This window comes from Helicobacter pullorum (assembly GCF_900638355.1).
GTDB lineage: Bacteria > Campylobacterota > Campylobacteria > Campylobacterales > Helicobacteraceae > Helicobacter_D > Helicobacter_D pullorum.
In genome coordinates, this window is record NZ_LR134509.1 from 1,015,004 (window position 1) to 1,037,990 (window position 22,987).

28 protein-coding genes are annotated in these 22,987 nt (G+C 33.7%); 19 read left to right on the forward strand and 9 right to left on the reverse strand.

Translation table 11 applies throughout. The annotated features are described in order from the left end of the window. The first annotated feature begins 63 nt into the window (after positions 1-63). Genes EL247_RS04995 through ung form a run of 3 tightly spaced genes read left to right on the forward strand, consistent with a single transcriptional unit; the run spans position 64 to position 1,693 of the window. Positions 64-711 carry a TetR/AcrR family transcriptional regulator gene (locus EL247_RS04995; protein ID WP_126442088.1) on the forward strand — a complete coding sequence of 216 codons (648 nt, stop codon included), beginning with the start codon at positions 64-66 and terminating at the stop codon, positions 709-711. Beyond that, entirely contained in the window at positions 708-998 is a 291-nt protein-coding gene (gatC, locus tag EL247_RS05000; protein ID WP_126442089.1) for an Asp-tRNA(Asn)/Glu-tRNA(Gln) amidotransferase subunit GatC, read from the forward strand. The genes EL247_RS04995 and gatC overlap by 4 nt, the downstream gene beginning before the upstream one ends. Beyond that, entirely contained in the window at positions 998-1,693 is a 696-nt protein-coding gene (ung, locus tag EL247_RS05005; RefSeq protein WP_054197716.1) for a uracil-DNA glycosylase, read from the forward strand. Before gatC ends, ung begins: the two co-directional genes overlap by 1 nt. Before the next feature lie 9 nt (positions 1,694-1,702). Here ung and EL247_RS05010 read toward each other — a convergent pair whose 3' ends face one another. From EL247_RS05010 to truB, 9 genes are all read right to left on the reverse strand, one after another. Next, positions 1,703-2,431 (reverse strand): OmpA family protein, encoded by a 729-nt coding sequence (locus tag EL247_RS05010; RefSeq protein WP_005020962.1) that lies wholly within the window; start codon positions 2,429-2,431, stop codon positions 1,703-1,705. Further along, positions 2,431-5,019 carry a synaptonemal complex protein 1 gene (locus EL247_RS05015; protein ID WP_104745306.1) on the reverse strand — a complete coding sequence of 863 codons (2,589 nt, stop codon included), beginning with the start codon at positions 5,017-5,019 and terminating at the stop codon, positions 2,431-2,433. The genes EL247_RS05010 and EL247_RS05015 overlap by 1 nt, the downstream gene beginning before the upstream one ends. A gap of 1 nt (position 5,020) precedes the next feature. Beyond that, a complete protein-coding gene (locus tag EL247_RS05020) occupies positions 5,021-5,206 on the reverse strand; it encodes a hypothetical protein (protein WP_005020960.1) in 186 nt (61 codons plus the stop codon). Beyond that, positions 5,206-5,595: a TonB system transport protein ExbD gene (gene exbD / locus EL247_RS05025; protein WP_104745307.1), complete on the reverse strand. Its 390-nt coding sequence runs from the start codon at positions 5,593-5,595 to the stop codon at positions 5,206-5,208. Before exbD ends, EL247_RS05020 begins: the two co-directional genes overlap by 1 nt. Continuing rightward, positions 5,595-6,017, reverse strand: a complete 423-nt coding sequence (gene exbB / locus EL247_RS05030) for a TonB-system energizer ExbB (protein ID WP_005020958.1) — start codon at positions 6,015-6,017, stop codon at positions 5,595-5,597. The genes exbD and exbB overlap by 1 nt, the downstream gene beginning before the upstream one ends. Positions 6,018-6,086: 69 nt before the next feature. Next, positions 6,087-6,545 carry an SsrA-binding protein SmpB gene (gene smpB / locus EL247_RS05035; protein ID WP_005020957.1) on the reverse strand — a complete coding sequence of 153 codons (459 nt, stop codon included), beginning with the start codon at positions 6,543-6,545 and terminating at the stop codon, positions 6,087-6,089. A 1-nt stretch (position 6,546) separates the two neighbouring features. Then, entirely contained in the window at positions 6,547-7,302 is a 756-nt protein-coding gene (locus EL247_RS05040) for a 4-(cytidine 5'-diphospho)-2-C-methyl-D-erythritol kinase (protein ID WP_126442090.1), read from the reverse strand. Next, positions 7,303-7,533, reverse strand: coding sequence for a carbon storage regulator CsrA (gene csrA / locus EL247_RS05045; protein WP_005020955.1), 231 nt, complete (start codon positions 7,531-7,533; stop codon positions 7,303-7,305). Then, entirely contained in the window at positions 7,527-8,417 is an 891-nt protein-coding gene (truB, locus tag EL247_RS05050) for a tRNA pseudouridine(55) synthase TruB (protein WP_230846860.1), read from the reverse strand. The genes csrA and truB overlap by 7 nt, the downstream gene beginning before the upstream one ends. 51 nt (positions 8,418-8,468) lie before the next feature. On the opposite strand from truB, the gene EL247_RS05055 reads away from it, so the two are divergent. From EL247_RS05055 to EL247_RS05125, 16 genes are all read left to right on the forward strand, one after another. Continuing rightward, positions 8,469-8,924, forward strand: a complete 456-nt coding sequence (locus tag EL247_RS05055; RefSeq protein WP_060661109.1) for a hypothetical protein — start codon at positions 8,469-8,471, stop codon at positions 8,922-8,924. 55 nt (positions 8,925-8,979) lie between these two features. Further along, positions 8,980-10,095, forward strand: a complete 1,116-nt coding sequence (gene hypD / locus EL247_RS05060) for a hydrogenase formation protein HypD (RefSeq protein ID WP_104745308.1) — start codon at positions 8,980-8,982, stop codon at positions 10,093-10,095. After that, positions 10,055-11,749: an AAA domain-containing protein gene (locus EL247_RS05065; protein WP_232019731.1), complete on the forward strand. Its 1,695-nt coding sequence runs from the start codon at positions 10,055-10,057 to the stop codon at positions 11,747-11,749. Before hypD ends, EL247_RS05065 begins: the two co-directional genes overlap by 41 nt. 146 nt (positions 11,750-11,895) lie before the next feature. Then, the gene (gene panD, locus EL247_RS05070; RefSeq protein WP_104745309.1) at positions 11,896-12,264 is read left to right on the forward strand and encodes an aspartate 1-decarboxylase; all 369 of its coding nucleotides are present in this window, start codon (positions 11,896-11,898) and stop codon (positions 12,262-12,264) included. Beyond that, positions 12,257-12,565 carry a YbaB/EbfC family nucleoid-associated protein gene (locus EL247_RS05075; RefSeq protein WP_005020945.1) on the forward strand — a complete coding sequence of 103 codons (309 nt, stop codon included), beginning with the start codon at positions 12,257-12,259 and terminating at the stop codon, positions 12,563-12,565. Before panD ends, EL247_RS05075 begins: the two co-directional genes overlap by 8 nt. A 3-nt stretch (positions 12,566-12,568) precedes the next feature. Further along, positions 12,569-13,657: a DUF7488 domain-containing protein gene (locus EL247_RS05080; RefSeq protein WP_104745310.1), complete on the forward strand. Its 1,089-nt coding sequence runs from the start codon at positions 12,569-12,571 to the stop codon at positions 13,655-13,657. Next, on the forward strand, positions 13,626-14,492 hold the full coding sequence (locus EL247_RS05085) for a polyprenyl synthetase family protein (RefSeq protein ID WP_005020940.1): 867 nt from the start codon (positions 13,626-13,628) through the stop codon (positions 14,490-14,492). The genes EL247_RS05080 and EL247_RS05085 overlap by 32 nt, the downstream gene beginning before the upstream one ends. 9 nt (positions 14,493-14,501) lie before the next feature. After that, positions 14,502-15,284, forward strand: coding sequence for a 5'/3'-nucleotidase SurE (gene surE, locus EL247_RS05090; RefSeq protein ID WP_104745311.1), 783 nt, complete (start codon positions 14,502-14,504; stop codon positions 15,282-15,284). Continuing rightward, positions 15,281-15,961 carry a ThiF family adenylyltransferase gene (locus EL247_RS05095; protein WP_054197707.1) on the forward strand — a complete coding sequence of 227 codons (681 nt, stop codon included), beginning with the start codon at positions 15,281-15,283 and terminating at the stop codon, positions 15,959-15,961. Before surE ends, EL247_RS05095 begins: the two co-directional genes overlap by 4 nt. A gap of 2 nt (positions 15,962-15,963) precedes the next feature. Next, on the forward strand, positions 15,964-16,125 hold the full coding sequence (locus EL247_RS08565) for a hypothetical protein (RefSeq protein WP_005020935.1): 162 nt from the start codon (positions 15,964-15,966) through the stop codon (positions 16,123-16,125). Next, positions 16,126-17,007, forward strand: coding sequence for a carbon-nitrogen hydrolase (locus tag EL247_RS05100; RefSeq protein ID WP_104745312.1), 882 nt, complete (start codon positions 16,126-16,128; stop codon positions 17,005-17,007). Next, positions 17,000-17,560 (forward strand): class I SAM-dependent methyltransferase, encoded by a 561-nt coding sequence (locus tag EL247_RS05105; protein ID WP_104745313.1) that lies wholly within the window; start codon positions 17,000-17,002, stop codon positions 17,558-17,560. The genes EL247_RS05100 and EL247_RS05105 overlap by 8 nt, the downstream gene beginning before the upstream one ends. Further along, entirely contained in the window at positions 17,535-18,893 is a 1,359-nt protein-coding gene (locus EL247_RS05110; RefSeq protein ID WP_232019732.1) for an MATE family efflux transporter, read from the forward strand. Before EL247_RS05105 ends, EL247_RS05110 begins: the two co-directional genes overlap by 26 nt. Positions 18,894-18,929: 36 nt before the next feature. Continuing rightward, entirely contained in the window at positions 18,930-19,145 is a 216-nt protein-coding gene (locus EL247_RS08570; RefSeq protein ID WP_158653925.1) for a hypothetical protein, read from the forward strand. Between the two features lie 112 nt (positions 19,146-19,257). Further along, a complete protein-coding gene (serS, locus tag EL247_RS05120; protein WP_005020916.1) occupies positions 19,258-20,553 on the forward strand; it encodes a serine--tRNA ligase in 1,296 nt (431 codons plus the stop codon). A gap of 4 nt (positions 20,554-20,557) precedes the next feature. After that, positions 20,558-22,924, forward strand: coding sequence for a tetratricopeptide repeat protein (locus tag EL247_RS05125; RefSeq protein WP_104745314.1), 2,367 nt, complete (start codon positions 20,558-20,560; stop codon positions 22,922-22,924). Positions 22,925-22,987: the final 63 nt, after the last annotated feature.

Consider the following 22,987-nt stretch of genomic DNA (forward strand, 5'->3'; position numbering starts at 1 on the left):
AATTTTTATAAAATTCTACATAAAATTTTTTTAATCCCAAATCAAAAGGCAAAGGAATATTTCTTGAAATTAGAAAAGCTATCCAAAAAAAATCAAGAAAAATACTCAAAAACACTCGAGATTGCCTATCAATTTTTTCTAAAATATGGCTATGAAAAAACCAATCTCCAAATGATAGTGAAAGAAACCAAAGGTTCTTTGGCGACTATTTATAAAATTTTTGGCAACAAAAGAAATCTTTTTCAAGAGGTAATTGAGCAAAAAAATCAAGACTTTTTCTACTCTTTAGAAAAAATCTTTACCCACGCACAAAGTCTAGAATTAAGTTTGGAGGATTTTATAATATTAATCGGCAAAAAACTTCTTAATGAAATCTTTACGCCAGATGCCATTGCGCTTAATCGTTTGATTTTTGTTGAAGGTTATAACAATTCTGAATTACTTGATACATTCAAAGTATCTTGCATTGATAAAACGCTTTTTTATTTTAGTAAATACCTTGAAACTTACGCCAAAAAAGAAAAAATCAATATTGATGACATACAAGAGACTTCAAGAATCTGCGTTGATCTTCTTATAAGCCATCATTTATTAGATTCTCTTTTAGATTCAAACTATATCCCACCTAGTGAAGAAGAAATAGACAAAATCACAAAAAAGGCGACTAAAATATTTCTACTTTATTTAAACCACAATAAGGAAATACAATGAACATCAATGATGAACTTTTAAAAAAACTACAAAATCTTGCAAGTATCGAAATCCAACCAAATAACTTAGAAACCACAAAAGCCAATCTCAACGAAATTGTGCATTTTGTAGAAAATATCAATAAATTAGATTTAGAGGATATTCCTGCTTCTTTTAATCCAATTAACTCCAAACTTCCTATAAGAGAAGATATTCCACAATCCAAATCAGAAATTGCTTCAGATACTCTAAAATATGCACCAAATAGTGAAGAAAATTTCTTTATCGTTCCAAAGATTATTGAATAATGCAAGATATTAGCATTTCACTAGATAAACTAAAAATAGAAGAATCTTGGAAAGAAGCCCTAAAAGAAGAATTTTTTAAACCTTACTTTTTAGAGATTAAACGCAATTATATTGCTGCTAAAAGCAGTGGCAAAACCATTTACCCTCCAGCAAACTTGACTTTCAATGCTTTTAATCTCACCCCCTTTGACACACTCAAGGTAGTCATCTTAGGTCAAGACCCTTATCATAATCCACATCAGGCTATGGGATTATCCTTTAGTGTTCCCAAAGGGATTCCACTCCCTCCCTCGCTTAAAAATATCTATAAAGAAATCACAAACGATTTGGGAATCCCTCCAAGCCAAAATGGAGATTTAAGCCAATGGGCAAAACAAGGCGTATTGTTGCTAAATAGCGTTTTGAGTGTAGAACACAACAAGCCCGCATCTCACCAAAATTTTGGTTGGCAGACTTTTACAGATAATGTAATCAAAACAATCTCCAATCAAAAAAAAGGAATCGTGTTTTTACTTTGGGGTAATTATGCAAAAGCCAAAAAAAATCTTATAGATTCTAGCAAGCATTTTATTTTGGAAGCTGCTCACCCATCACCTTTGGCAAGAAGCGGATTTTTGGGGTGCAGACATTTCTCTCAAACCAACGCAATTTTAGAATCTCTTCACAAAAGCCCTATTAATTGGCAAATTGACTAAAACCCTCTATCAATTTTGCTTTTCTTTATTGACATCTAAAATCTCTAAAATCTTTTGATTGCTTTTAGTAATCGCTCGAAATTCCACCCTGCGAGATAATTCTACACTTTCAAGAGGCTTTGCAAAAGACAATCCATTAGCACGCAATACACCAATCAACCATTGTTTATCCTCTTTGATTTGAGTATTATTAAAACAATATTTTAACACTTCTAATGCCCTAGCCTGCGATAATTCAGCGTTACCAAGATACCTATCTTCCAAGCTCTTAGCATTTTGCCATTCCGTAGAAGTATGCCCTTCAATCCTAATTTCCTCAATATCGCCCTTGTATTTTGGTTGTGTCAAAATATTAACATAACGCGGAAAGAAATCATCTAAAATTTGCTTGAATCTTAATTTTACTTCTTTTTTGCCTTGATCAAATAAAATTTCTGGCTCCCTAAAACGCACCGTATTATCCTCATCAATTTCCGCATTCCACTTCTCCAAATCGCCAGAAAACTCTGCTACCAAATCCCCATAAAGTTCTGCTTGTAAATTTTTGTATGTTTTTGCAATATCACTCATTTGCTTATTCAGCTCTAAAAGCTCAGCATTTTGAGTGGCAAGTCTCTTTTCTGCCTTGCTAATAACCACCATATAGACAACAGCAATGAGTAGAAATATCATCATTACTCCTGCCATCATATCTGAAATGCTAATCCACTCACTGCCTTTATTAAGATTATTTGTCATTAATTTCTAGCCCCCATAAGCTCCTTAATTCTCCTCAAAAACCATTCATAATCTTGACGAAAACCTAAAGTAATATTGGACAATGCCCCATCAAGCTCGCCTAAGGATTTACAAAGATTCTCATTGAGATTAGAAGTCTGTGTGAGTGAAGAAGAAACATTGCTTTGAATAATTCTTAATATCTCTTCAATCCCCTTATGGCTACTTTCTAAAGAAAAATAAGTTTTCTCCAAAGCCTCTCCAAGATTCTTTTGCAATTTATTAAACTCATTAAGCAATTCAACACTCACATTCTTTGGCAATTCAATGCTTTGTTGAGTAAGCGTTGAGAGCATACCCAAATAATGTTGTGCCATTTCTTGCAAAGAATCTTTAATTTTTAGCTCTAATTGACTATATTGCTTAATCACTTCTGATGAATGCTCCTTTAGCTGCTCTCCTGAAGCACTCAACAATTCTTGTGAAAACTTCTTAGCACTCACAATAACTTGCTTGCTTTCTACATTAAAGCTTTCTACAATTCCCATTAAAGTTTGCTGTAAATTTGCATGTATTTTTTCGTGGCTTTCCAAAGATTGAGAATGATTTTTCAAAATCACTTCAAGATTATTTTGTGAAAATTTAACAAGTTGATTTTGATAAGCATTAGTAGAATTTTTGATATAGGCTCCAAATGATTCTATGGCATTTTTATAAGATTCCCCAAAACTCGCACGCATTTTATCTTGAATTTCTTGGTAATATTTTTGTATATTTTGAGTCATTTGTGTGAGATTTGCGTCCATTGTAGCAACATTCTTTTTCATAATTTCTTGTATTTCTTGAGAATTTTTTTGGTTATATTCTAAGAGATTATGGACACTCTTGCCGATTTCTTGTGCTGTTTGAGAGAAGCTATCGCTAATGGTTTGATTAGCAAAAACCAAAGATTCTTCAATATTTTGCGTGCTTTTACTCAAAGAATTAGCAGTATCATTCAAAAGAGAATCCAAACTCTTTGTTACCACCGACATTGCATCTTCAATCTCTTTTGACAATGCCACTAGAGTATTTTTAGATTCTTGAAGATTTTCTTGCAAAGTCTTTGTAGTGTTACCCAGCAAAGCATCAAAATTCAAAACCGCATTTGTCATATGCTGTTCTAATGTTTCAGAATTTTTTGTGAGATTTGTAGCGACTTTAGCACTCATTTCTTCCAAATTTGCCCCCACATCTTTTAGTGATACTTCAAGATTGTTCGTATGTTGTGTCAAAATATGATTACTTCGTTTGGCTTGCTCTTCAATAAGCAATAAAGATTCTTGTTGAACCTCTTTTAAAGCACTCAAGGAATTTAAATAATCCTGTTTTATGCTCTCTAAATACTTTTGTATATTTTCTTGAGTTTGCCCCATCATTTCTAAATTTCTATTTTTTAGCTCTATATTGCTCTCTTCAAATTCACTTATAGTATTTTGTAAATTTTCTTTGTTTTGTGCGAGGTATTGAGAATTAAATTCTTCAAACTGCTTTTGAAGGGAAAGTAAATTTTCGCTAGCCTTCAGATAATCATTTTCCAACACTTTAAGATTCTCTGCCAACACTTCTTTGGTTGTGCTTTTATGCTCTTGCAAAGTTTGTGTTAAAAATCCTCTAATCTCACTCATATTATTTTGAGTATGATTTAATGCTTGCAAATGGGCTTCTTGCAAAACCTGTGTCAATTCATTCACTGCCCCCAAAGCACTGCTTGCATCTTTATGCATATCCTTAAATCCTGCAAGCAATCCAGATAATTTTTCATTTTCTATACGCGAAGATTCAATAGTGTGTGCAAGTGCGTTATAAACTCCTAGCACTTCCTCATTGCGTTTTGCAATCATTTCTAAACTTTCTTGTGTGATGCAAAATACTTTTAATGTGTTTTTCAAATTCTCATCTAATTGAACAATAGAATCTTTGTAATTGCTTTGCCACAAAATCATTTGTGAAACAGCGGCATTTAGCTCTTTGAAATTATCTCCAAACTGATCTGTAATGCGTTTATTAAAATCTCTAATAACCCCTTCCAAAGCACTAATAAGCTCTTTAGAAGCTCCCTGTGCTAAATGTTGCATTGCCTCTTTGAGTGTTTGATTGCTCAAATGAAAATAGCTTTCAATTTTAGAGAAATTATCTTTTTGTGTATTATAATATTCTCTTTGAAAATCTAAATTTTTCTTGCCATATTCCACAATATCTTTTATTTTGTTTAATTCATCGAGCTTAGAAACCTGCAATGAAAAATAATCCATCATATTTTCAAAATCACTCTTAACGGCTCTACCCTTTTGAATAATTGCCAATATAATTGCCAAAGACATTCCCAAAATAGAGGTATAAAACGCAGTTTTAAGCCCTTCTAACAAAAATGGGACAGATTTTTCAATCTCATTGACATTGAAATCTTGTAAGCCCACAAAAATCCCCACAAAAGTCCCCAAAACCCCCGTGCTCATAATAATTGACTTAAAATCCCTATGTTTTTGCTTCCCATAACTCACAAAATCCCATACTGCTAGCCCAAGCATAATGATTGTGAAAATTATATTAATCAAAATATTTTCCATTCTATTTTCCTTTTCTTCTCCCCTTTTTTATCTCAAAACGCTCATCACCTTCTAGCCAATCTGGTTTTTGGATTTGTGTCTTTTTTCGATTTGCCAAAAACAATATAAACCGCACCACCAACAAAATCAACAAAAATGTTACAATTGCTGAAATAATTGTTGATATATCATAGCTCTCTTTAAACATTATCTCATCTGCTCCACTTGTATATCTACATTTACGTGTTCAATAGAATTCAAAATACCAATCAATGCGATAAATTTTTCAAAATAGCTTTTTTGATCTCCGCGTAGCAAAATTGGTGTATCTTTTGGCATTTCCAAAAGTGCATTTCTTATCCCTTCTAAATCCATTTGGGTTTTATCCAAAAAATATTCCCCTTGAGCATTGATTGTAATTTCAACACTCTTTAGATTTTCTTTTGTACTTTCTGAACCCTCTGCTTGAGGGATAGAAATAGGTATCTTACCTTGTGCAATAAAAGTCGCACTCGTCAATACAATCACCAATAAAACAAGCATAATATCAATAAAAGGAACAATATTGATTGTATCCATTCTTTTAAAACGCTTCATTATCTGCCTTTGTTTTCTTCTAGCTCTTTTAAGCTATAATTCCCGCTTTGTTTTTTCTCTTGTAAAATTTCCCATTTTGCCACCAAAACTTCACTCTTACGCATCAAAAGATTATAAAAAATAATAGAAGGAATCGCCACCAAAAGCCCTCCCGCTGTCGCTTGCAATGCCAATGCCAATCCTGTCATAATACTTGTTGTATCCACCATTCCTGATTGCCCAATTTGCACAAATGTCATAATAATCCCAAAAACCGTCCCCAAAAGCCCCACATAAGGTGCATTAGAACCAATTGTAGCAATCAAGGTTAGATTCTTAGAAAGCTCAATCTCTAATTCGGTTTTGTTATCATACAAAACAAGTTTAATATAACGATAAAAAAGCAATCTCTCAAAGACAGCCCACAACGCAATAATACTCATCAATACCAAGATTCCTATAACTCCGTATTCTACGATTTCTTTTAAAGATAAACCAAACAAAATAACCTCCTATCTTCTTTGAAATTCTTTTAAGGTTTGTGCGATTTCTCTATTTTGTATTTTTTCTTTCAAAGATTCACGCTTATCGTGTAGATTCTTGCCCTTTGCCAAAGCAATTTCCAATTTTGCCTTATTGCGTTTATTAAAATACAATTTCAATGCTACAATGCTCATTCCTCCCACTTGACTCTTACCAAAAAGCTTATCAATCTCTTTCCTATGCAAAAGTAATTTTCTAGGACGCTTTTCATCTGGTTTATAATAGCGGTTAGTTGTATCTAGTACCGAAATATGAGCTTGGAACAAAAAAGCCTCTCCATTTACAATTTTTACAAAACTATCTTTAAGATTCACCCTTCCAGCACGAATAGATTTCACTTCACTTCCTACAAGCTCGATTCCTGCTTCATATTTTTCCAAAATAAAAAAATCATACAAAGCTTTTTTGTTAGTTGCAATTATTTTCATTTTACTCTCTAATTTTCCAAAAGCAGCTGCCACTACCGCTTAAAAAATATCCATTTTTTGGATATTCAAGCAAACTTGGATAAAGTTTCAAAACAGGTTTTAATAAATCATTATTTTCATAAGGTGATTGTTTGAGGATTGCCTCATTGCTAAATCCAAACCAATTCATCTGCGTTGGTGCATAAAATTCTTTTGCATACGTTTGATAAACTTTGGCTGTATCGCAATGGATTTTTGGATGGACAATTTGCACTTCAAAAAACTTTTCTTTGCTTTGCTGAATATTCTCTCCACGCCCACTTACATCCGCTATTTCATATTCACTTAAAAAAAATGGAACATCACTGCCAACCTTTTGCCCTATTTCACACATTTTTTTAAAATCCCATTTTAATTCTAATTGCTTATTAACCCACAATAAAAAACTTGCAGCATTTGAACTTCCACCGCCAAGCCCTCCACCGCTTGGGATTCTCTTTTTTACTTCAACCTTAAGATTGCTAAGATATTTTTGTTTCTCTTTATCCAAAAAAGGCAAAATTTCTATAAAAGCCCTAAATATCGTATTTTTCTCCATAGGACAATCAAAATCGCCATAAACCTCAAATCCACCGCTTCCCTCTGTGATTTCTATTTCATCAAACAAACTTTTAACCAGCATAAACCGCGACAAAAGAGTGTGATAATTCACATTTTCAAATAACATTCTTCCTGTAATTTTCAAAAAAATATTGATTTTTGCATAAGATTTTATCATTTAGATTTTCTTTTTTGCACCAACTAACTGATTGAGATTATCCTCTTTGTGCGAAAGAGATTTTCTATTCTCTTCCAAAATAGCCATCTTCAACTCTTCCCTCAAAATCAGCAAATGTGGCGGTGCTTCAAAACCAATTTTCACACTGCCCTTATCAATACCAATAATCTTTATAGTAATATCATCACCGATTGTAACACTTTCATTTTCTTTTCTTGATAAAATCAACATAAAGGAATCCTATTTGCTAAATATTGTATCTCTCGTTCTTGTTTTGAAATTATAGAAAAAAAATCTTCAAATTGCACTATATATTTTCCATCTTTATGGATTTTTAATTCTTCTTGTGTAATTTTCTTGCCATTTTTAACCTTTTCTTCTAAAATATTTCTTTGATTCTTTTCAATAAGAATCTTTGGCAATCCTAAAATCTCTAAGGGATTCAAGTTTTTTTCATTTTCATAAACCAATCCCCCTTCACTCAATCGCTCAAGATAACTAAGCCCGCCCATACAACCCAACTCTTTTGCAATCAATTCACCCAAAGAGCGGATATAACTACCCTCACTCACCCAAACTTTAAAACTCAAAAAAGGATGAGAATAGTTTAAAAACTCGATCTTAAAAATCTCCATTGTTTGTTCTTTTAGCTGCACTTTTTGACCAGCTCTTGCAAGCTCATAAGCTTTTTTGCCATCAATCTTTTTGGCACTATATTTTGGAGGAACAAAAGAAATTTCACCACAAAACTTTTTTAACAAATCCTCCAAATATCCTTCTGAAAATCTTTGAATGTGATGAATCTTTTTAACATTTTCAATATCCAAAGAATCGCTCTCCAACCCCAACCAAAGTGTGGCTTGATAGACTTTTGGATTCTTAGGCAAAAAGGGGAAAAGTCGAGTATATTGCCCATAAGCTACAACCAAAGTTCCACATGCAAAAGGATCTAAAATCCCGCTAAAACCAGCCTTTTTGATTCTATCTCTTCTTTTTAAAAACCCCAAATATCCATTAGATGAAACAAACAAAGGCTTTTTTGCCACAAAAATACGATTCAAAATCTCGCCTTTAAAAACATAAATTTTTATGCTAGAATCCTTAACACCATACAAATTTAATCCATTGCATTTTCACTAAAAAATGCAGAATCATAAAGGATACTAATGCTAAAGAAGATTCTAACATTTTTTATTTTAGGTTTTATTTTATTTTTTATATCCAATTGTTCCAAATCACCAACCATAGCACCAGCAAATCCAAGCATTCCTTATCCCAAAATCACTTATGCCAAAGAATTAGATACAAGCATTATTCCTACAGATTTTCCTAAAACCTTTGAAAACCGCTTCAAAATCCTTTTTAACCAAAATCCAAATCCCAATATCCAAGAAATACGCTACTATTTCACACATTTTTACAATGAAAGCCAAGGCGATTATTCTCCGCGTTCTTCATTTAGTATGCTCCCTCGCTATTTATTAGAATTAAACATACAAGTTCTAACCCACAATACCGACAAACTCTACAAACAATACTATGAAATTCCCATTGCATTATTCAATCCTATGTATGACCAACATTTTGATTTTTTAATCCAAAAAGCACTTCAAACACAATAATTTAAAATAAAAAATGGCATAATTCCCAAATTTTAGACAATCAAAAAGAGGCTTTATGAATCCATATATTGACACTTATCGCAATCCACAAAAAATCAAAGAAACTTTTTTAGCAATCCAAACTCTAAGCAAAAAACTCAAAAAACCCATAAAAATTATGGAAGTTTGTGGAGGGCATACACATACAATTATGAAATACGCACTCCCTCAACTTCTCCCAAACAACATTGAATTTGTGCATGGACCGGGCTGTCCTGTATGCGTGATGTCCAAAAGCCGTATTGATTGTGCCTACAAAATCGCTTCCCAAAAAGATGTTATTTTAGTTACGCTTGGAGATATGATAAAAGTCCCCGGCAGTTATGGAAGCTTGCAAGAAGCAAGAGCAAAAGGCTTAGAAATTATCTTTGTATATTCTCCTTTGGATATTCTAAAAATCGCACAAAATAATCCAACAAAAAAAATTGTTTATTTTGCCATAGGATTTGAAACAACCACCCCAATGACAGCTGCTTTATTGCAAAAAGTAATAGAGCTTGATTTAAAAAATGTCTTTTTTCATATCAACCATATTTTAGTCCCACCGCCTTTAGAAGTAATTTTGGGTGATAAAAATTGCCAAATTGACGCTCTTTTAGCACCCTCTCATGTCAGTGTAATTACTGGCTCTAAAATCTATGAATCTTTGGTGCAAAAATACCAAATTCCTATCGTTATTTGCGGATTTGAACCTACAGATATTGGAGAAAGCCTACTTTCAATCCTACACCAAATCATCAATAAAACCCCAAAAGTAGAAACTCAATATGCACGAAGTGTAAGCTATGATGGGAATCTCAAAGCACAAAAATTAATACAACAATATTTTACTTTAGATGATAGTTTTTATTGGCGTGGGCTTGGAGAGATTCCACACTCCTCTTTGAAATTAAAAGATGAATTTAGTCAATTTGATGCTGGAATTATCTTCAAAGATTATCTTGGTGGAATCCCCAAAGAAGAACATAAAAATTGCTTGTGTGGAGAGATTTTAAAGGGCAATAAAAAGCCCTATGACTGCAAACTTTTTGGCAAAGCATGCAATCCCCAAAATCCATTAGGAAGCTGTATGGTAAGCAGTGAGGGAGCCTGTGCAGCTTATTTTAAATACCAAGGGATTCAACCTGAATAGCCTCACACAAGATTCTTATGATTTTTTGATAGAAAGCGCACAAAATTATTATGATTATTTGGTAGAAAATAACCTAGGTTATGATGAAATAAAAATTCAAAGCATTTCTAAAACCATTTTTGGATTGCAACTTACTTTATACTCCAAACTATTTAGCCTTGAAGGGCTTGTTTTGCGTTTTTTGGATGAAGAATTTCCAATTTCTGAAAACCTTTCTATCCAAACTTCTTTTTATGATGAAAAACACAAAATCTTAAGCCTTGAAATAAAAGAATCACTAAAAAACCAACTTTTTGAAAAAAAGAATGAAATTAGGCTTTTTTCGGACTTAAAGTTCCTTGTTAAAAATATTTTGAATTTCTATCTCTCTCTTAAACCTCTACATTTCCCAACCACTCTTCCTAGAATCTCTCCTGATATACAAGCATTAAAGGATTTAGAAAACCCACCCCATCAAGAACAATTAGAAGCATTAGAGGGCATTTTTTCAAAAAGTTTTTGCTATGTTTGGGGAGTTGCAGGGAGTGGAAAAACTAAAATGGTTTTATTGCATGCCCTAGCCTTTTATCTCAAATCCAATCTCAAAGTTGCCATACTTGCCCCCACAAATAACGCATTAGAACAATCTTTAAACACACTCATTGAAAGTTTAAACAATATCGGCATTGATACTTCTTGCATTTTAAGACTTGGCACACCAACCCAAACCTTTGCCCAAAGATTCCCACAAAATTGCGACCCCCTACTAAACAACAAACCAAACTACAAAAAATCTATCCAAAAATCTCTACTAATTGCTGCTACCTTAGATACTTTTCTTAGACGAGATGAACTTTATGAACTCCCATTTGCTCATTTTTTTATTGATGAGGCTGCTTTCTGCCCACTTATCAAAGTTATTCCTCTTTGCATGTTTAATAAGCCAATCACTCTCTTAGGGGACCACAAACAACTTCAACCTATTTGCTTATTAAATAAACAAGATTCAAATAACCCAAAATGGCAAATTTCTAAGTTTTGGCAGTATTCTAGTTTATTTTTAGAATCTTTTTTCAGACACCAAACTAACTTTTTCAAAGCCAATCCAACCACACAAATAAACTCCCCAAACTATCCATTTTACACACTTACCTACACGCACCGATATGGAGACAATCTTGCAAAATTGCTTGATTTTTATATTTACAAAAACAATCTCAAAGGCTTACCCAATCACACTAATCTTTTTTGCCATTTCATACAAACCACTTCCCAAGAAAATAATGCCAATCTTGATGAGGCAAATGCTTGTTGTTATCTTGCAAAAAGATTCTTACAAGAAAAGAAAAACTTCGCTATCCTCACACCTTTTGTGAATCAACGCAAATTAATTTTACAAAAAATGCCTGCCTTAAGAAATGAAGAATGCGTTTTTACCATTCATTCTTCACAAGGACAAGAGTTTGATTGTGTAATCTTCTCTCCTGTAACCCTCAATTATTACCTCAATGATTCAAGAAATCCACAAGCCCTTTTTGCGCTCAATGTAGCTCTCTCTCGTGCAAAAAAAGAAATTATTATTGTTTGTGACAAAAATTATTGGCTAAATCAAAAAGGACAATTTCTAAGCGCACTTATTCAAATCTCCAAACCCTTTTATTTATCCCAAACTTAGTAAATACCCCCCACACACTCCAAAAATTCTTTATCCAAAGCTCAAAAAACAAAAAAATCAAAACAAAAAGCATTCATACTAATAAAAATGTGTTAAAATTAGACAATTTTTTAATTTAACAAATCAATATGCCATAGGAAGTGATTTTGGATTTTACAATGCTTTATAGCAAGATTCATCGTGCAAGAGTAAGCGATGCGAACTTGAATTATGTCGGTTCTATCACGATAGATGATGCCTTAATAGAAGCCGCAGGATTATTAGAGGGGCAAAAAGTGGATATTGTCAATATTAATAATGGCGAACGATTTTCAACTTATGTCATCAAAGGCAAAAGTGGCGATATTTGCCTCAATGGTGCTGCTGCTAGAAAAGTGCAAGTTGGAGATAAAATCATCATTATGGCTTATGCACAATTCTCCAAAGAAGAATTGAAACATTACGAACCAAAAGTGGTGCTTGTTGATGAAAACAATAAAATTATTCAAATCAAAAAGGATTTAAGCAATGTTTAACCCGCAAGATTTAGCAAAAACACTAGAAACATTACAAGAAAATTTTAAAAACGCACAAGAAGAAAATAAAAATCTAACTTTTAGTGCAAAAAGTGGCGGAGGCTTAATTAATGTAAGTGCAAATGGTGAAGGGGAAATCATCGATATTAGCATTGATGATTCATTGCTAGAAGACAAAGAATCTCTACAAATTTTGCTAATAAGTGCTATCAATGATGTTTATAAAAGTGTGGAAACTAATCGCAAAAATATGGCAATGGGTATGCTTGGAAATATCGGTAATTTTCCCTTCAAAGGCTAGATAATGAAGCACAAAATTCTTAGAATATTTTTTATTTTTTTCTTTATTGAAATTTCTACTTTTGCTTATGATTTCACTGCTTGTCAAAATAAAGCCGCACTTTCTATGGAAAAAATCGGGCAAAGCTATGGAATAGCCATACAATCTTTACAAAAAGATTCTAGCCCATCAAAAAGTATTTTGTTTTTTTATTCTCCCAAAAATCCCCCAAAGGGCTATAAAATCCTCAAACATGATCCCTTTGTGGGTATGTATCTATTAGAATCAAAAACCAACCTCACCCCTATAACTCTAAAGCAAATTGATAGCAAAATGCTAGAAGATGAGATTGCAAGTATTACCCCCACAAAAAGCGTGAGTGGGAAAATAAAAAATCAAATGCAAAGCCCCATTGACTTTGCCTCTCTTAATACACCCACCTTTCCAAATAGTCTTATTAGCACTATCTGCGAACACATCTATGGGATTGGTATAGGCAATAATCAATTTATTGACAAAAAATATCTGGATAGATTCATTAACAATCCCATTTATTACGGAGATATTGGCATTAGAGTAATCCAAAATCAAGAAGATAGAGTGGAAGTTAGCCTCATTGATCCGTTTTTTGAAAACAATCCGTTTAAATATGGCGATATTATAATGATGGTTAATGGAGAAGCTATCCCTAATGTCAGTCAATTTAACCGCGTAGTATTTGATTTGAAAGAAGGCTCTACCATTCCAGTTAGAATACAACGCGATGGAACTATTCATAATATTTCTGTAAAGGTTGATAAAAGACATGGGGGAATGCTATTAAAAGAGGATTTTTTATGGCGTATTGGAATTGCAATCTCTGATGATTTTACCATTACTTCTGTCTCCCCTAATGCCAAAAATGGCTTTGAATTATTGCAAGTTGGTGATAAAGTTTTAAAAATCAACCAAAATAATGTCCCCTACGGATATAATGCTATTATCCGCTTTTTGGGGGATTATACTAATATGCGACAAAAATGGTTAATTTCACGCAAAGATTTTCAATTTTTCATTGAAGTAAATCAACAAAAGGCAAGCAATGAGGAAAAACCTACAATCTATTTTTGGTGAATTTGAAACCTACCTCATTTCACAAGCACCAAAAGTGCCTAGTTTTCATCCTTATTTTGAAAAAGCCTTATGGGAAATGGTTGAAAATGGCGGGAAACGATTCCGTCCAAAATTACTTTTAAGCATAGTCGATGCTTACAAGCCAAAATCTATTCAAAAAGCATTTTCTAGCGCACTTGCATTAGAGATTTTACACACCTACTCACTAATCCATGATGATCTTCCTGCGATGGATAATGCGGACTTAAGAAGAGGAGCGCAAACATTACATTGCAAATACGATGAATGTGGAGCAATTTTGATTGGAGATGCTTTAAATACACATAGTTTTTATTGCATTGCCACTTCCAAACTTAAACCAAAAATCAAAAACAAACTCATTAAGATTCTAAGCTATAATGGCGGAATTTATGGAATGGTTTTAGGGCAAGCTTTAGATTGCTATTTTGAAAAACAAACTTTACCCCTAAAAGATTTACGCACCATCCATTTAAACAAAACCGCCAAACTTATTGCCGCTTCCTTGCAAATGGGCGGTATTATTGCTAAATGCGATAAAACAACTTGTAAAACACTTTATAAAATAGGATTGGATTTGGGGCTATTTTTCCAAATTCGTGATGATATTATTGATGCCACACAAAGCTCCAAAGAAGCAGGGAAAACTACACACAATGATTTGCAAAAAAATAGTTATGTTAATCTTTTGGGTTTAAAATCCGCTCAAATTGAAGCCAAAAAACTTCAAATTTCCATCCAAAAACAGCTCCATTCCCTAACCCCAAAAGCTCAACGAAATTTAGAAATTCTTTTGAGTAAATATTTCACTTTCTAAGGCAATCCAATGAAAAGAATCTTAATAACCAATGATGATGGATATCAATCCCCTGGGCTTTTAGCACTCAAAGAAGCTTTAATGCCTTTGGGGCATATTGTCATTGTTGCTCCTGCTAATGAAAAATCTGCTTGTGGGCATGGTATGACACTCACACGCCCTCTTAGATTCATCAAGCTTGATGATGATTTTTATAAATTAGATGATGGTAGTCCCACTGATTGCATTTATCTTTCACTCCATGCCCTTTATGAAGAAAACTTCAAACCAGATTTAATAGTAAGTGGCATTAATATCGGCTCTAATATGGGGGAAGATGTCAGTTATTCAGGCACAGCAAGTGCTGCAATGGAGGGCGTTTTGCATGGAATCCCTTCTATTGCTATTTCACAAGTTTTGCAAGATAAGGATTATTTTGGATTTGATTTTTCCCTTGCCAAAGATACAATTTATCATTTAGCAAAAAAAGTCTTAGACAAGGGATTTCCTCTTGGTGAGCGTGAATTCCTCAATGTCAATATCCCACAAATTTCAAAAGAACAATGCAATGGCATTAAAATTACAGAACTTGGCATTAGAGTTTATGGAAATGATGCACATTTGCATAGAAATCCGCGTGGAGAAGAATATTATTGGCTTGGTCTCCACCCCCTAAATTGGGAAGAACGCAACAATGGAGAAACCTCAGATTTCAATGCTATTATGAATAATTTTGTCTCCATCACACCCATTAGCTTAGATTTTACCGCTAGAAATCGCCTAAAAAACTTGCAAAATTGGATTTTACAATGAGTGATAAACGCTTTGCTAGGACACTTCTACTCTTCAAAGAAGAGGGATTTAAAAAACTCCAAAAGGCTAATGTGCTTTTATTGGGTGTAGGCGGTGTAGGCGGATTTGCTTTGGATTGTCTCTATCGCACAGGAATTGGAAGAATCTGTATTATTGATTATGATAGTTTTGATGAAACTAATCAGAATCGACAAATTGGTTCTTTTGAAGGATTGGGACAAAAAAAGGTGCAAGTGCTGTCCAAAAAATACCCAAATATAGAAGCCATAGAAACCAAAATTACAAAAGACTTTTTGAATGATTTTGATTTTAGCTCTTTTGATATTGTTATTGATGCAATTGATGATATTGATGCAAAAATCGCCCTTGCACTAAAGATTGCTAATCATACCAAAAAACAAAACAATTATCCTATTTTACTTTCTTCCACAGGAAGTGCCAAAAAACTCGACCCCTCACAAATCCAAAGTGCAAGCATTTGGAAAACTTATGGGGATAAGTTTGCTAGAAAATTCCGAGAAGGGCTTAAAAAACAAGGTTTCAAGGGAGATTTTTTGGCAGTCTTTAGCCCAGAAATTCCAAAATGCAAAGAACTAGGGAGTTTTAGCGGAGTTACTGGGAGCTTTGGTTTGCGTCTTGCAAGCGAAGCTATTTCAATTATTTTACAAAAGGAGTAAAAATGCAAATACTAACAAAATCTTATGAAGATGAATGCGAAGAATTTGAAGAAGAAGAGTATGATGGCTATGATTCACGCTATGAAGATAGCGATAAATATAATTATGACGATGATGACTATGAAAACAATGATGATGACTATGAAAGCGATGAGGATTACTAAATGCAACCCATCAAAGTAGCACTCATACAACAAGCTTTCAAAGGCACAAAAGCTGCAACGATGCAAGCAAGTGCAAAAATGATAAAAGAAGCTGCACAAAATGGTGCGAATCTTGTGTTGCTACAGGAGCTGCACACTACAGAATATTTTTGTCAAAGTGAAAATGTAGATTTTTTTGATTATGCTTTAAGTTTCCAAAAAGATTGTGAGTATTTTAGTGAGATTGCCAAAAACAATAATATTGTCCTTGTAACCTCACTTTTTGAAAAACGCACAAGCGGACTTTATCACAATACCGCAGTTGTTTTTGAAAAAAATGGAGAAATTGCCGGTAAATACCGCAAAATGCACATTCCTGATGATCCTGGATTTTATGAAAAATTCTATTTTACACCGGGTGATTTAGATTTTACTCCCATTCAAACTAGCCTTGGGAAACTTGGAATCTTGGTTTGTTGGGATCAATGGTATCCTGAAGCAGCAAGGATTATGGCATTAAGAGGGGCAGAAATTCTTATTTATCCCACCGCCATTGGTTGGTTTGATGAAGATTCCAAAGATGAAAAAGAGCGTCAAAGAGAAGCTTGGATAGCAATCCAAAGAGGACATGCCATAGCAAATGGAATCCCTGTAGCAGCAATTAATCGCGTTGGTTTTGAAAAAGATTCTAGTGAGGTTTTGGCGGGAATTCATTTTTGGGGTTCTAGCTTTGCCTTTGGTGCTCAAGGTGAGATTCTAGCACTTGGTAGTGTAGAAAATGAGGAAATTATTTATTTTGAATGGGATAAAAAACGCACCGAAGAAGTGAGAAGGATTTGGCCATTCTTGCGTGATCGACGCATTGATTCTTATCAAAGTATTTTGAAGCGATTTGATGATTAAAGATAAAGAAAAATGGGATTTACAACACAAGATTAATCCACTCCCAGATAATCCCTTACAATTATTGATAGAAAATATTCATCTAGCCCCAAAAGGAAAAGCCTTGGATATTGCATGCGGAATGGGAAGAAATTCAAAATTTATGCGAGACAATGGCTTTGTGGTAGATAGTGTTGATATTTCCTCTTATGCAATTTCTAAACTACAAAATGAGATTGATATTAATCCCATTTGTGAGGATTTAGACACCTTCAAAATTCCTCCACACACTTATAATTTAATCTGCAATAGCTTTTTTTTGGAGCGTAGATTATTTCCTTTTATGATTGAGGGTTTAAAAAAGGGCGGACTTTTAATCTTTGAAACATTCATCAAAAGCGATAATGAGGCATTCAATGCTTTTGCAAAAGATTCTTCCCATTTATTACGCAAAAATGAATTATTAAAATCATTTTTAGATTTAGAAATACTCTTTTATCAAGAAAAACTTATCCAAAGAAACAATAAAGATTCTTCTTTGGCATTAGTTGCTAGGCTTGTTGCGCGTGCTTAATCGTTTAAAATTCTACTCCAAAGAAAGAAGTAGAAAAATTTTAAATATTGCAATCCCCTCTGGTTTAAACTCGCTTTTAGATATTATTAATCTATCCATTGATTTAATGTTTATTGGAGTTTTTGGGGCAAATGCGATTGTGGCTGTTGGCATTAGCCTTAATTATATTATGCTATTCTTTGCTTTTACCACAATTATATTTGTAGGGAATAGTGCGTTGGTTTCTCGCTTTTTGGGTGCTAAGGATAGAAAAAGTGCCGATGAAGTTGTTTTGAGTCTTACTTTTGCAGCTTTTTGTTTTTCTATTCCTTTGTTAATTTTAGCTTTTTTGGGATTTGATTATTTTTTTAGCTGGGTTGGAATCTCAGATGAAGCAAGACAAATAGGTCATTCTTACTTGGCGATTACGCTTTTTTCTATCCCTTTGCTTTTGATAAAACAAGTTAGCATTTCTGCATTTTCTGCCGCTGGGGCTACAAAAATACCCTTTTTTATAAAAATATTCATTACTCTTTTTAATCCCGCTTTAAAATATATTTTTATCTTTGGTTTTTTCTTTATTCCAAGTTTTGAAATCATTGGTGCTGCCATTGCGACACTTATTGTCAATTTTGCAGAAACTTTAGCATTATTCTTGTGCCTTTTGCTGTACAAAAAATCTCCCATCTCACTTAAAGGCAAAATTAATTTCAATTATATCAAGCGTGCTTTTATGGTGGGAATCCCTTCGGGCTGCGAGAGGCTTTTTACTCTTTTTTCCATTATTTTAATGACCAAATTTATAGCACTTTATGGCACTTATGATTTAGCAGGCTATCAAATTGCTACAAGAATTGAAGGTTTTGCATTTATGCCGGGATTTGGATTTATGATTGCTGCGATGGCTTTAATGGGGCAAAATCTGGGTGCTAAAAAACCACTTGAAGCAAGATATAGCACCTTAAATACTCTCTTGCTTGGCGGTATTTTTATGGGGATTGTTGGCTTTATTATGAGTGCTTTTGCTCCTTTTCTTTCAAGCTTTTTTAGCAAAGATTCACAAACTATAATTGCTAGTGCAAAATACCTTATCCCCATTGGCATCTCACAAATTGCTTTTGCATTTATTTGTATTTTAGATGGGGCTTTAAGAGGTGCTGGAATCACCAAAATTACACTGATTGTTAATTCTATTATGATTTGGGGGCTTCGGGTAATTCCTTGCTATTTTTTTGCAAAACTTGGTTACCCCATTATTTATATTTATATCTGTATCTGTTTAGAGACTTTTTTGCGTGCTTTTGTATATTGGAAAATTTTTCAAATGGGAATTTGGAGAAAACACAAAATCTAAGAAATCCAAGCTAAAAAAAGTGAAAAATTCGAGGCAATGTACAAAACAATCACAAAAAAACAAAGTGCCATTGCCACAAATACTAGAATCTTTTTCTCAAAAGAAGTTAATTTATTGCCACTTCTCATCACAGAAATAATTGTCGCAAGAACAATCAACAAAGAAATGGCTATAATAATCCCAAAAACCAACGCGAAACTTCCCACACTTCCCAACTTTCATTCCTTATATTTCAATGTTATTGCTAAATAATTCAAAATTATACCACCATTTTTGAAAAATTTTTAAGAATACAAATAATAATTTTATGCTGTTTTTAACAAGCTTTAGTATAGAATCAATCAAATTATTTTTAGGAAAAATTATGATAGATTTGAAGCTTTTAGTTAATGATTTTGAAAATGTAGTTCAAGGGCTCTCAAAACGCAATATTGATGAAGTTTTTTTAGAAACTCTTCGCCAAACACACCTTAATTATAAGCAGAAAAAAATTGCATTAGAAGAAAAACAAGCACTACAAAATAGCAAAACAAAACTTTTTGCGCAATATAAACAAGAGGGTAAAGACATCCAAGAGCTTAAAAAAGAATGTGATTTGCTTAAAGCAGAAATTTCCCTCTATACTCAAGAATCGCAAATGTGGGAAGAAAAACTACAAGAGCTATCCTATATGATACCAAATATCCCAGATTCTAAAACTCCTTTTGGCAAAGATGAGAATGACAATGTAGAAATCAAAAAGATTCTCGAACCTAAAACCTTTTCTTTTAGCCCAAAAGAACATTGGGAACTTGCAGAAAAAAATGGTTGGATTGACTTTGAACGCGGAGTAAAACTTGCCAAAAGTCGCTTTAGTGTTTTTATGGGTATGGGTGCAAAACTAGAACGTGCCTTAATTAACTATATGTTGGATTTTAATACCCAAAGAGGCTTTAGCGAGGTTGGAACTCCCGTGATTGTTAATTCACAAATGCTTTTTGGAACAGGACAATTACCAAAATTTGAAAATGACCTTTTTAAAATTTCAGATTTTGACGATGAAGAATCACAAGATTCCAAAGAAGCAAAAAGAGGGCATGAGCTTTATTTGATTCCCACCGCAGAAGTTACACTTACTAACCTTCATAACAATGAAATTTTGCAAGAAGAAGAACTGCCATTAATGATGACTGCTTACACACCCTGCTTTAGAAAAGAAGCAGGAAGTGCTGGAAGAGATACAAGAGGCATTATTCGTCAGCATCAATTTGATAAAGTAGAGCTTGTAGCAATTACAACTCCGCAAGAAAGCGAGATGATGCAAGAAAGAATGGTGGCTTGTGCTTCTGCATTGCTCACTTCACTAGGATTACCACACCGACTAATCCAGCTTTGCGGGGGGGATTTGGGCTTTAGTGCAAGCAATACCATTGATATTGAAGTTTGGCTTCCTGGGCAAAACTGCTATCGCGAAATTAGCTCTATATCAAACACGAGAGATTTTCAAGCCAGACGCGCAAAAATCCGATACAAAGATGCCAACAAAAAAAATCATTTAGTTCATACCCTAAATGGCTCTAGCCTAGCTGTTGGAAGAACGCTTGTTGCGATTATGGAAAATTATCAGCAAGAAGATGGAAGTATCGAGATTCCCAGCGTTTTACAACCTTACTTAAGGTAACAAAATGGCTCTCCAAGAAGATGATAAGCAGATTATACGCCTTGATGATGGTTTTGACATCTTACAAGATATTCTAAAAAAAGAAGAAAAACCAAAGCAACTTAGCAAATTTGAAAAGATTCAACTTTTCTTTAAAGAACGCAAAAAACTAGCTATTGCCCTTGCTTTGTTGCTTGGTTTTCTTATCATTCTCTTTATATTCTTACTTGGACAATTTCTCTCACAAGAGCCTACAACCAACACACAACAAGAATCCAAAATCCTACCACCAAAGTTTTCTATCCAAAGAGGTGGAGATATTATTACTAATGCTGAAAACCTAGAAGCTTGGCTCAAAAAAGCTAATTTTTTATATTCTAGCGGAAACAAAAAAGAAGCATTAGACTTATATGAAAAAATTTCAAGCTATTCAGAAGGATTATCCAACTATAATTTAGGGGTTGCCCAAATGGAAGAAAAATCCTATGAAAATGCTTTGCAATCCTTTCAAAAAGCCATTGATTTGGGGGAAGATCGAGTAATTAGCTCTCTTAATGCTGCTGTATGCTCCCTTTATCTCAATCAACCCTTAAAATACAAATATTATTTAGATTTGGCAGAAACTTATCTCCCCTATTCTGGGAAACTTCCACTTTATTCTTATCTTTATGCACTCACACACTATTACAAAGGCAATTACTTTGAGGCTTTCTCTCCACTCACACACCAAAGCTCTACTTATTATCAAGAACAAAATAATTATTTACTTTCTTCTTTATACACCTATTTCAACGATGATTACAAAGCAATAGAAATACTCGAAAAAAATTCCAAAAATCCAAACACTTGGTTTAACCTTGCCCTACTTTATGCAAGAATCGGAGATTACTCCAAAGCCCATAGCCTCATCACACAAAGCATAGAAGCACTCGGAACTTCATTAGACAAAGAAATGGCATTACTTCTTATGAAACTCCAACTTTCAAGATTTGCAGATGCTTCAAAAATCCTCAATAAATACGCCAATGACAAAGAATCAATCAATCAAAATCCCTATCCTATCAAAATTTCCCTCAAAAAAGATTTCTTTGATGTCAATATTGCTCAAAAGCGTTTTTGGGATAATTTTAATGGCTTAAAGCTTAATTCCTATAAAATTCTCTTTTATTTTGCTCCCTATAAAGTTTTTGATGCAAAAGAAGCTTTCAATATCATTCAAGAAGGCGGGATCAATATCCACATTGAAAATCTCCAAGAAGCCAAAGAGATTCTACTCCGAGGGCAAACCATCTCCAAAGTCAATAAAAATATCGCCAATGCTATTTTAGAAACACTCAATGGAAATATCCGAAATGCTAATAAACTATTAACCACTGCAATTACTGATTATCCCAATCACTCTATTTTGCACTACAATTTAGGATTAAATTATGCACAAATGGGAGATTTTGACCATTCTTATCAACACTTTATCCGCGCTTTTCATCTCAACCCCCAAGATTTACAAGCAGGCATTTTTGCGCTTATCACTTCCCAACTTACATACCGAGATTCTACGCGATTAAACAACGAAATTAACCAAGAAATTATCAATCTAAAAGGCACCAAAGAAGAAAAAGATTTTATCCGTGCATTGCTTAATTTTGTGCATAATGGCACACCTATGCCACTAGAATTCCTAGAAACCCAAAAAAGCAATATTGCAATTTATTATGCGCTAAACTTCACCCAAAGTATCCTACTTCAAAACCAAAGCCTACTTATTAGCTCTGCTAGTAGCTTAAAATCCCTGCTTCCAAATGACCCTTTAAGCAATCTCCTAGAACTTTTAGCTCTCAATTATAAAGATGACCCAAAAAGCCTTTCTTTGAAACTACAAAGCTATTATCAAAACCCCTCCATCAATAAAGAACCCATTTATTATGGTGCAGCGGTTGTAAGAGAAATATATATTGAGATTGCCTATATCATCGGCTCTTTGCACTATGTGCAAAAGGATTTGGACAATCGCCTAATTACCGAGCAAAAAGATGTGCGAGGCGTGATTCAAGCACTTGCTCTAACTTACATCTATTTACAAGAATTCGAAAAATCTTTCACGCTTTATAATAGCCTTATTGATGATTTTAAAGAGCAAGACACTCAAACTCTCTTTTTAGCAGCAGTTGCAGCGGTTGGAGCAGGACATACAGAAAATGCCGCTACACTTTTGCAACTCTCCAAACTTGAAGCACCAACCAATTATGAAACAAGAATCGCTAATGGAATTTTATACCTACAAGAAAACAACTACAATGCCGCAGCTTCACAATTTACAACTATCGGAAATTCTGGCATAATTTCAGAGTTTTTTGACTTTAAAATTGACACAGAAAAATTACTGAATAGATAATTTTAATTTTAAATCTTGAAACTCATTACTTCTTATAAAGTGCGGTATTCAAAGGAAGAAACC

Coding starts and splice junctions, on each gene's coding strand:
- hypD (WP_104745308.1), top strand. CDS start 8,980: ATGAATCCATATATTGACACTTATCGCAATCCACAAAAAATCAAAGAA.
- EL247_RS05020 (WP_005020960.1), bottom strand. CDS start 5,206: ATGTTTAAAGAGAGCTATGATATATCAACAATTATTTCAGCAATTGTA.
- EL247_RS05010 (WP_005020962.1), bottom strand. CDS start 2,431: ATGACAAATAATCTTAATAAAGGCAGTGAGTGGATTAGCATTTCAGAT.
- surE (WP_104745311.1), top strand. CDS start 14,502: ATGAAAAGAATCTTAATAACCAATGATGATGGATATCAATCCCCTGGG.
- EL247_RS05095 (WP_054197707.1), top strand. CDS start 15,281: ATGAGTGATAAACGCTTTGCTAGGACACTTCTACTCTTCAAAGAAGAG.
- exbB (WP_005020958.1), bottom strand. CDS start 6,017: ATGAGTATTATTGCGTTGTGGGCTGTCTTTGAGAGATTGCTTTTTTAT.
- ung (WP_054197716.1), top strand. CDS start 998: ATGCAAGATATTAGCATTTCACTAGATAAACTAAAAATAGAAGAATCT.
- EL247_RS05080 (WP_104745310.1), top strand. CDS start 12,569: ATGAAGCACAAAATTCTTAGAATATTTTTTATTTTTTTCTTTATTGAA.
- EL247_RS08565 (WP_005020935.1), top strand. CDS start 15,964: ATGCAAATACTAACAAAATCTTATGAAGATGAATGCGAAGAATTTGAA.
- EL247_RS05055 (WP_060661109.1), top strand. CDS start 8,469: ATGCTAAAGAAGATTCTAACATTTTTTATTTTAGGTTTTATTTTATTT.
- EL247_RS05125 (WP_104745314.1), top strand. CDS start 20,558: ATGGCTCTCCAAGAAGATGATAAGCAGATTATACGCCTTGATGATGGT.
- gatC (WP_126442089.1), top strand. CDS start 708: ATGAACATCAATGATGAACTTTTAAAAAAACTACAAAATCTTGCAAGT.
- smpB (WP_005020957.1), bottom strand. CDS start 6,545: ATGAAAATAATTGCAACTAACAAAAAAGCTTTGTATGATTTTTTTATT.
- EL247_RS05040 (WP_126442090.1), bottom strand. CDS start 7,302: ATGATAAAATCTTATGCAAAAATCAATATTTTTTTGAAAATTACAGGA.
- EL247_RS05100 (WP_104745312.1), top strand. CDS start 16,126: ATGCAACCCATCAAAGTAGCACTCATACAACAAGCTTTCAAAGGCACA.
- exbD (WP_104745307.1), bottom strand. CDS start 5,595: ATGAAGCGTTTTAAAAGAATGGATACAATCAATATTGTTCCTTTTATT.
- EL247_RS05085 (WP_005020940.1), top strand. CDS start 13,626: ATGAGGAAAAACCTACAATCTATTTTTGGTGAATTTGAAACCTACCTC.
- serS (WP_005020916.1), top strand. CDS start 19,258: ATGATAGATTTGAAGCTTTTAGTTAATGATTTTGAAAATGTAGTTCAA.
- csrA (WP_005020955.1), bottom strand. CDS start 7,533: ATGTTGATTTTATCAAGAAAAGAAAATGAAAGTGTTACAATCGGTGAT.
- EL247_RS05015 (WP_104745306.1), bottom strand. CDS start 5,019: ATGGAAAATATTTTGATTAATATAATTTTCACAATCATTATGCTTGGG.
- EL247_RS05075 (WP_005020945.1), top strand. CDS start 12,257: ATGTTTAACCCGCAAGATTTAGCAAAAACACTAGAAACATTACAAGAA.
- EL247_RS05105 (WP_104745313.1), top strand. CDS start 17,000: ATGATTAAAGATAAAGAAAAATGGGATTTACAACACAAGATTAATCCA.
- EL247_RS08570 (WP_158653925.1), top strand. CDS start 18,930: ATGTACAAAACAATCACAAAAAAACAAAGTGCCATTGCCACAAATACT.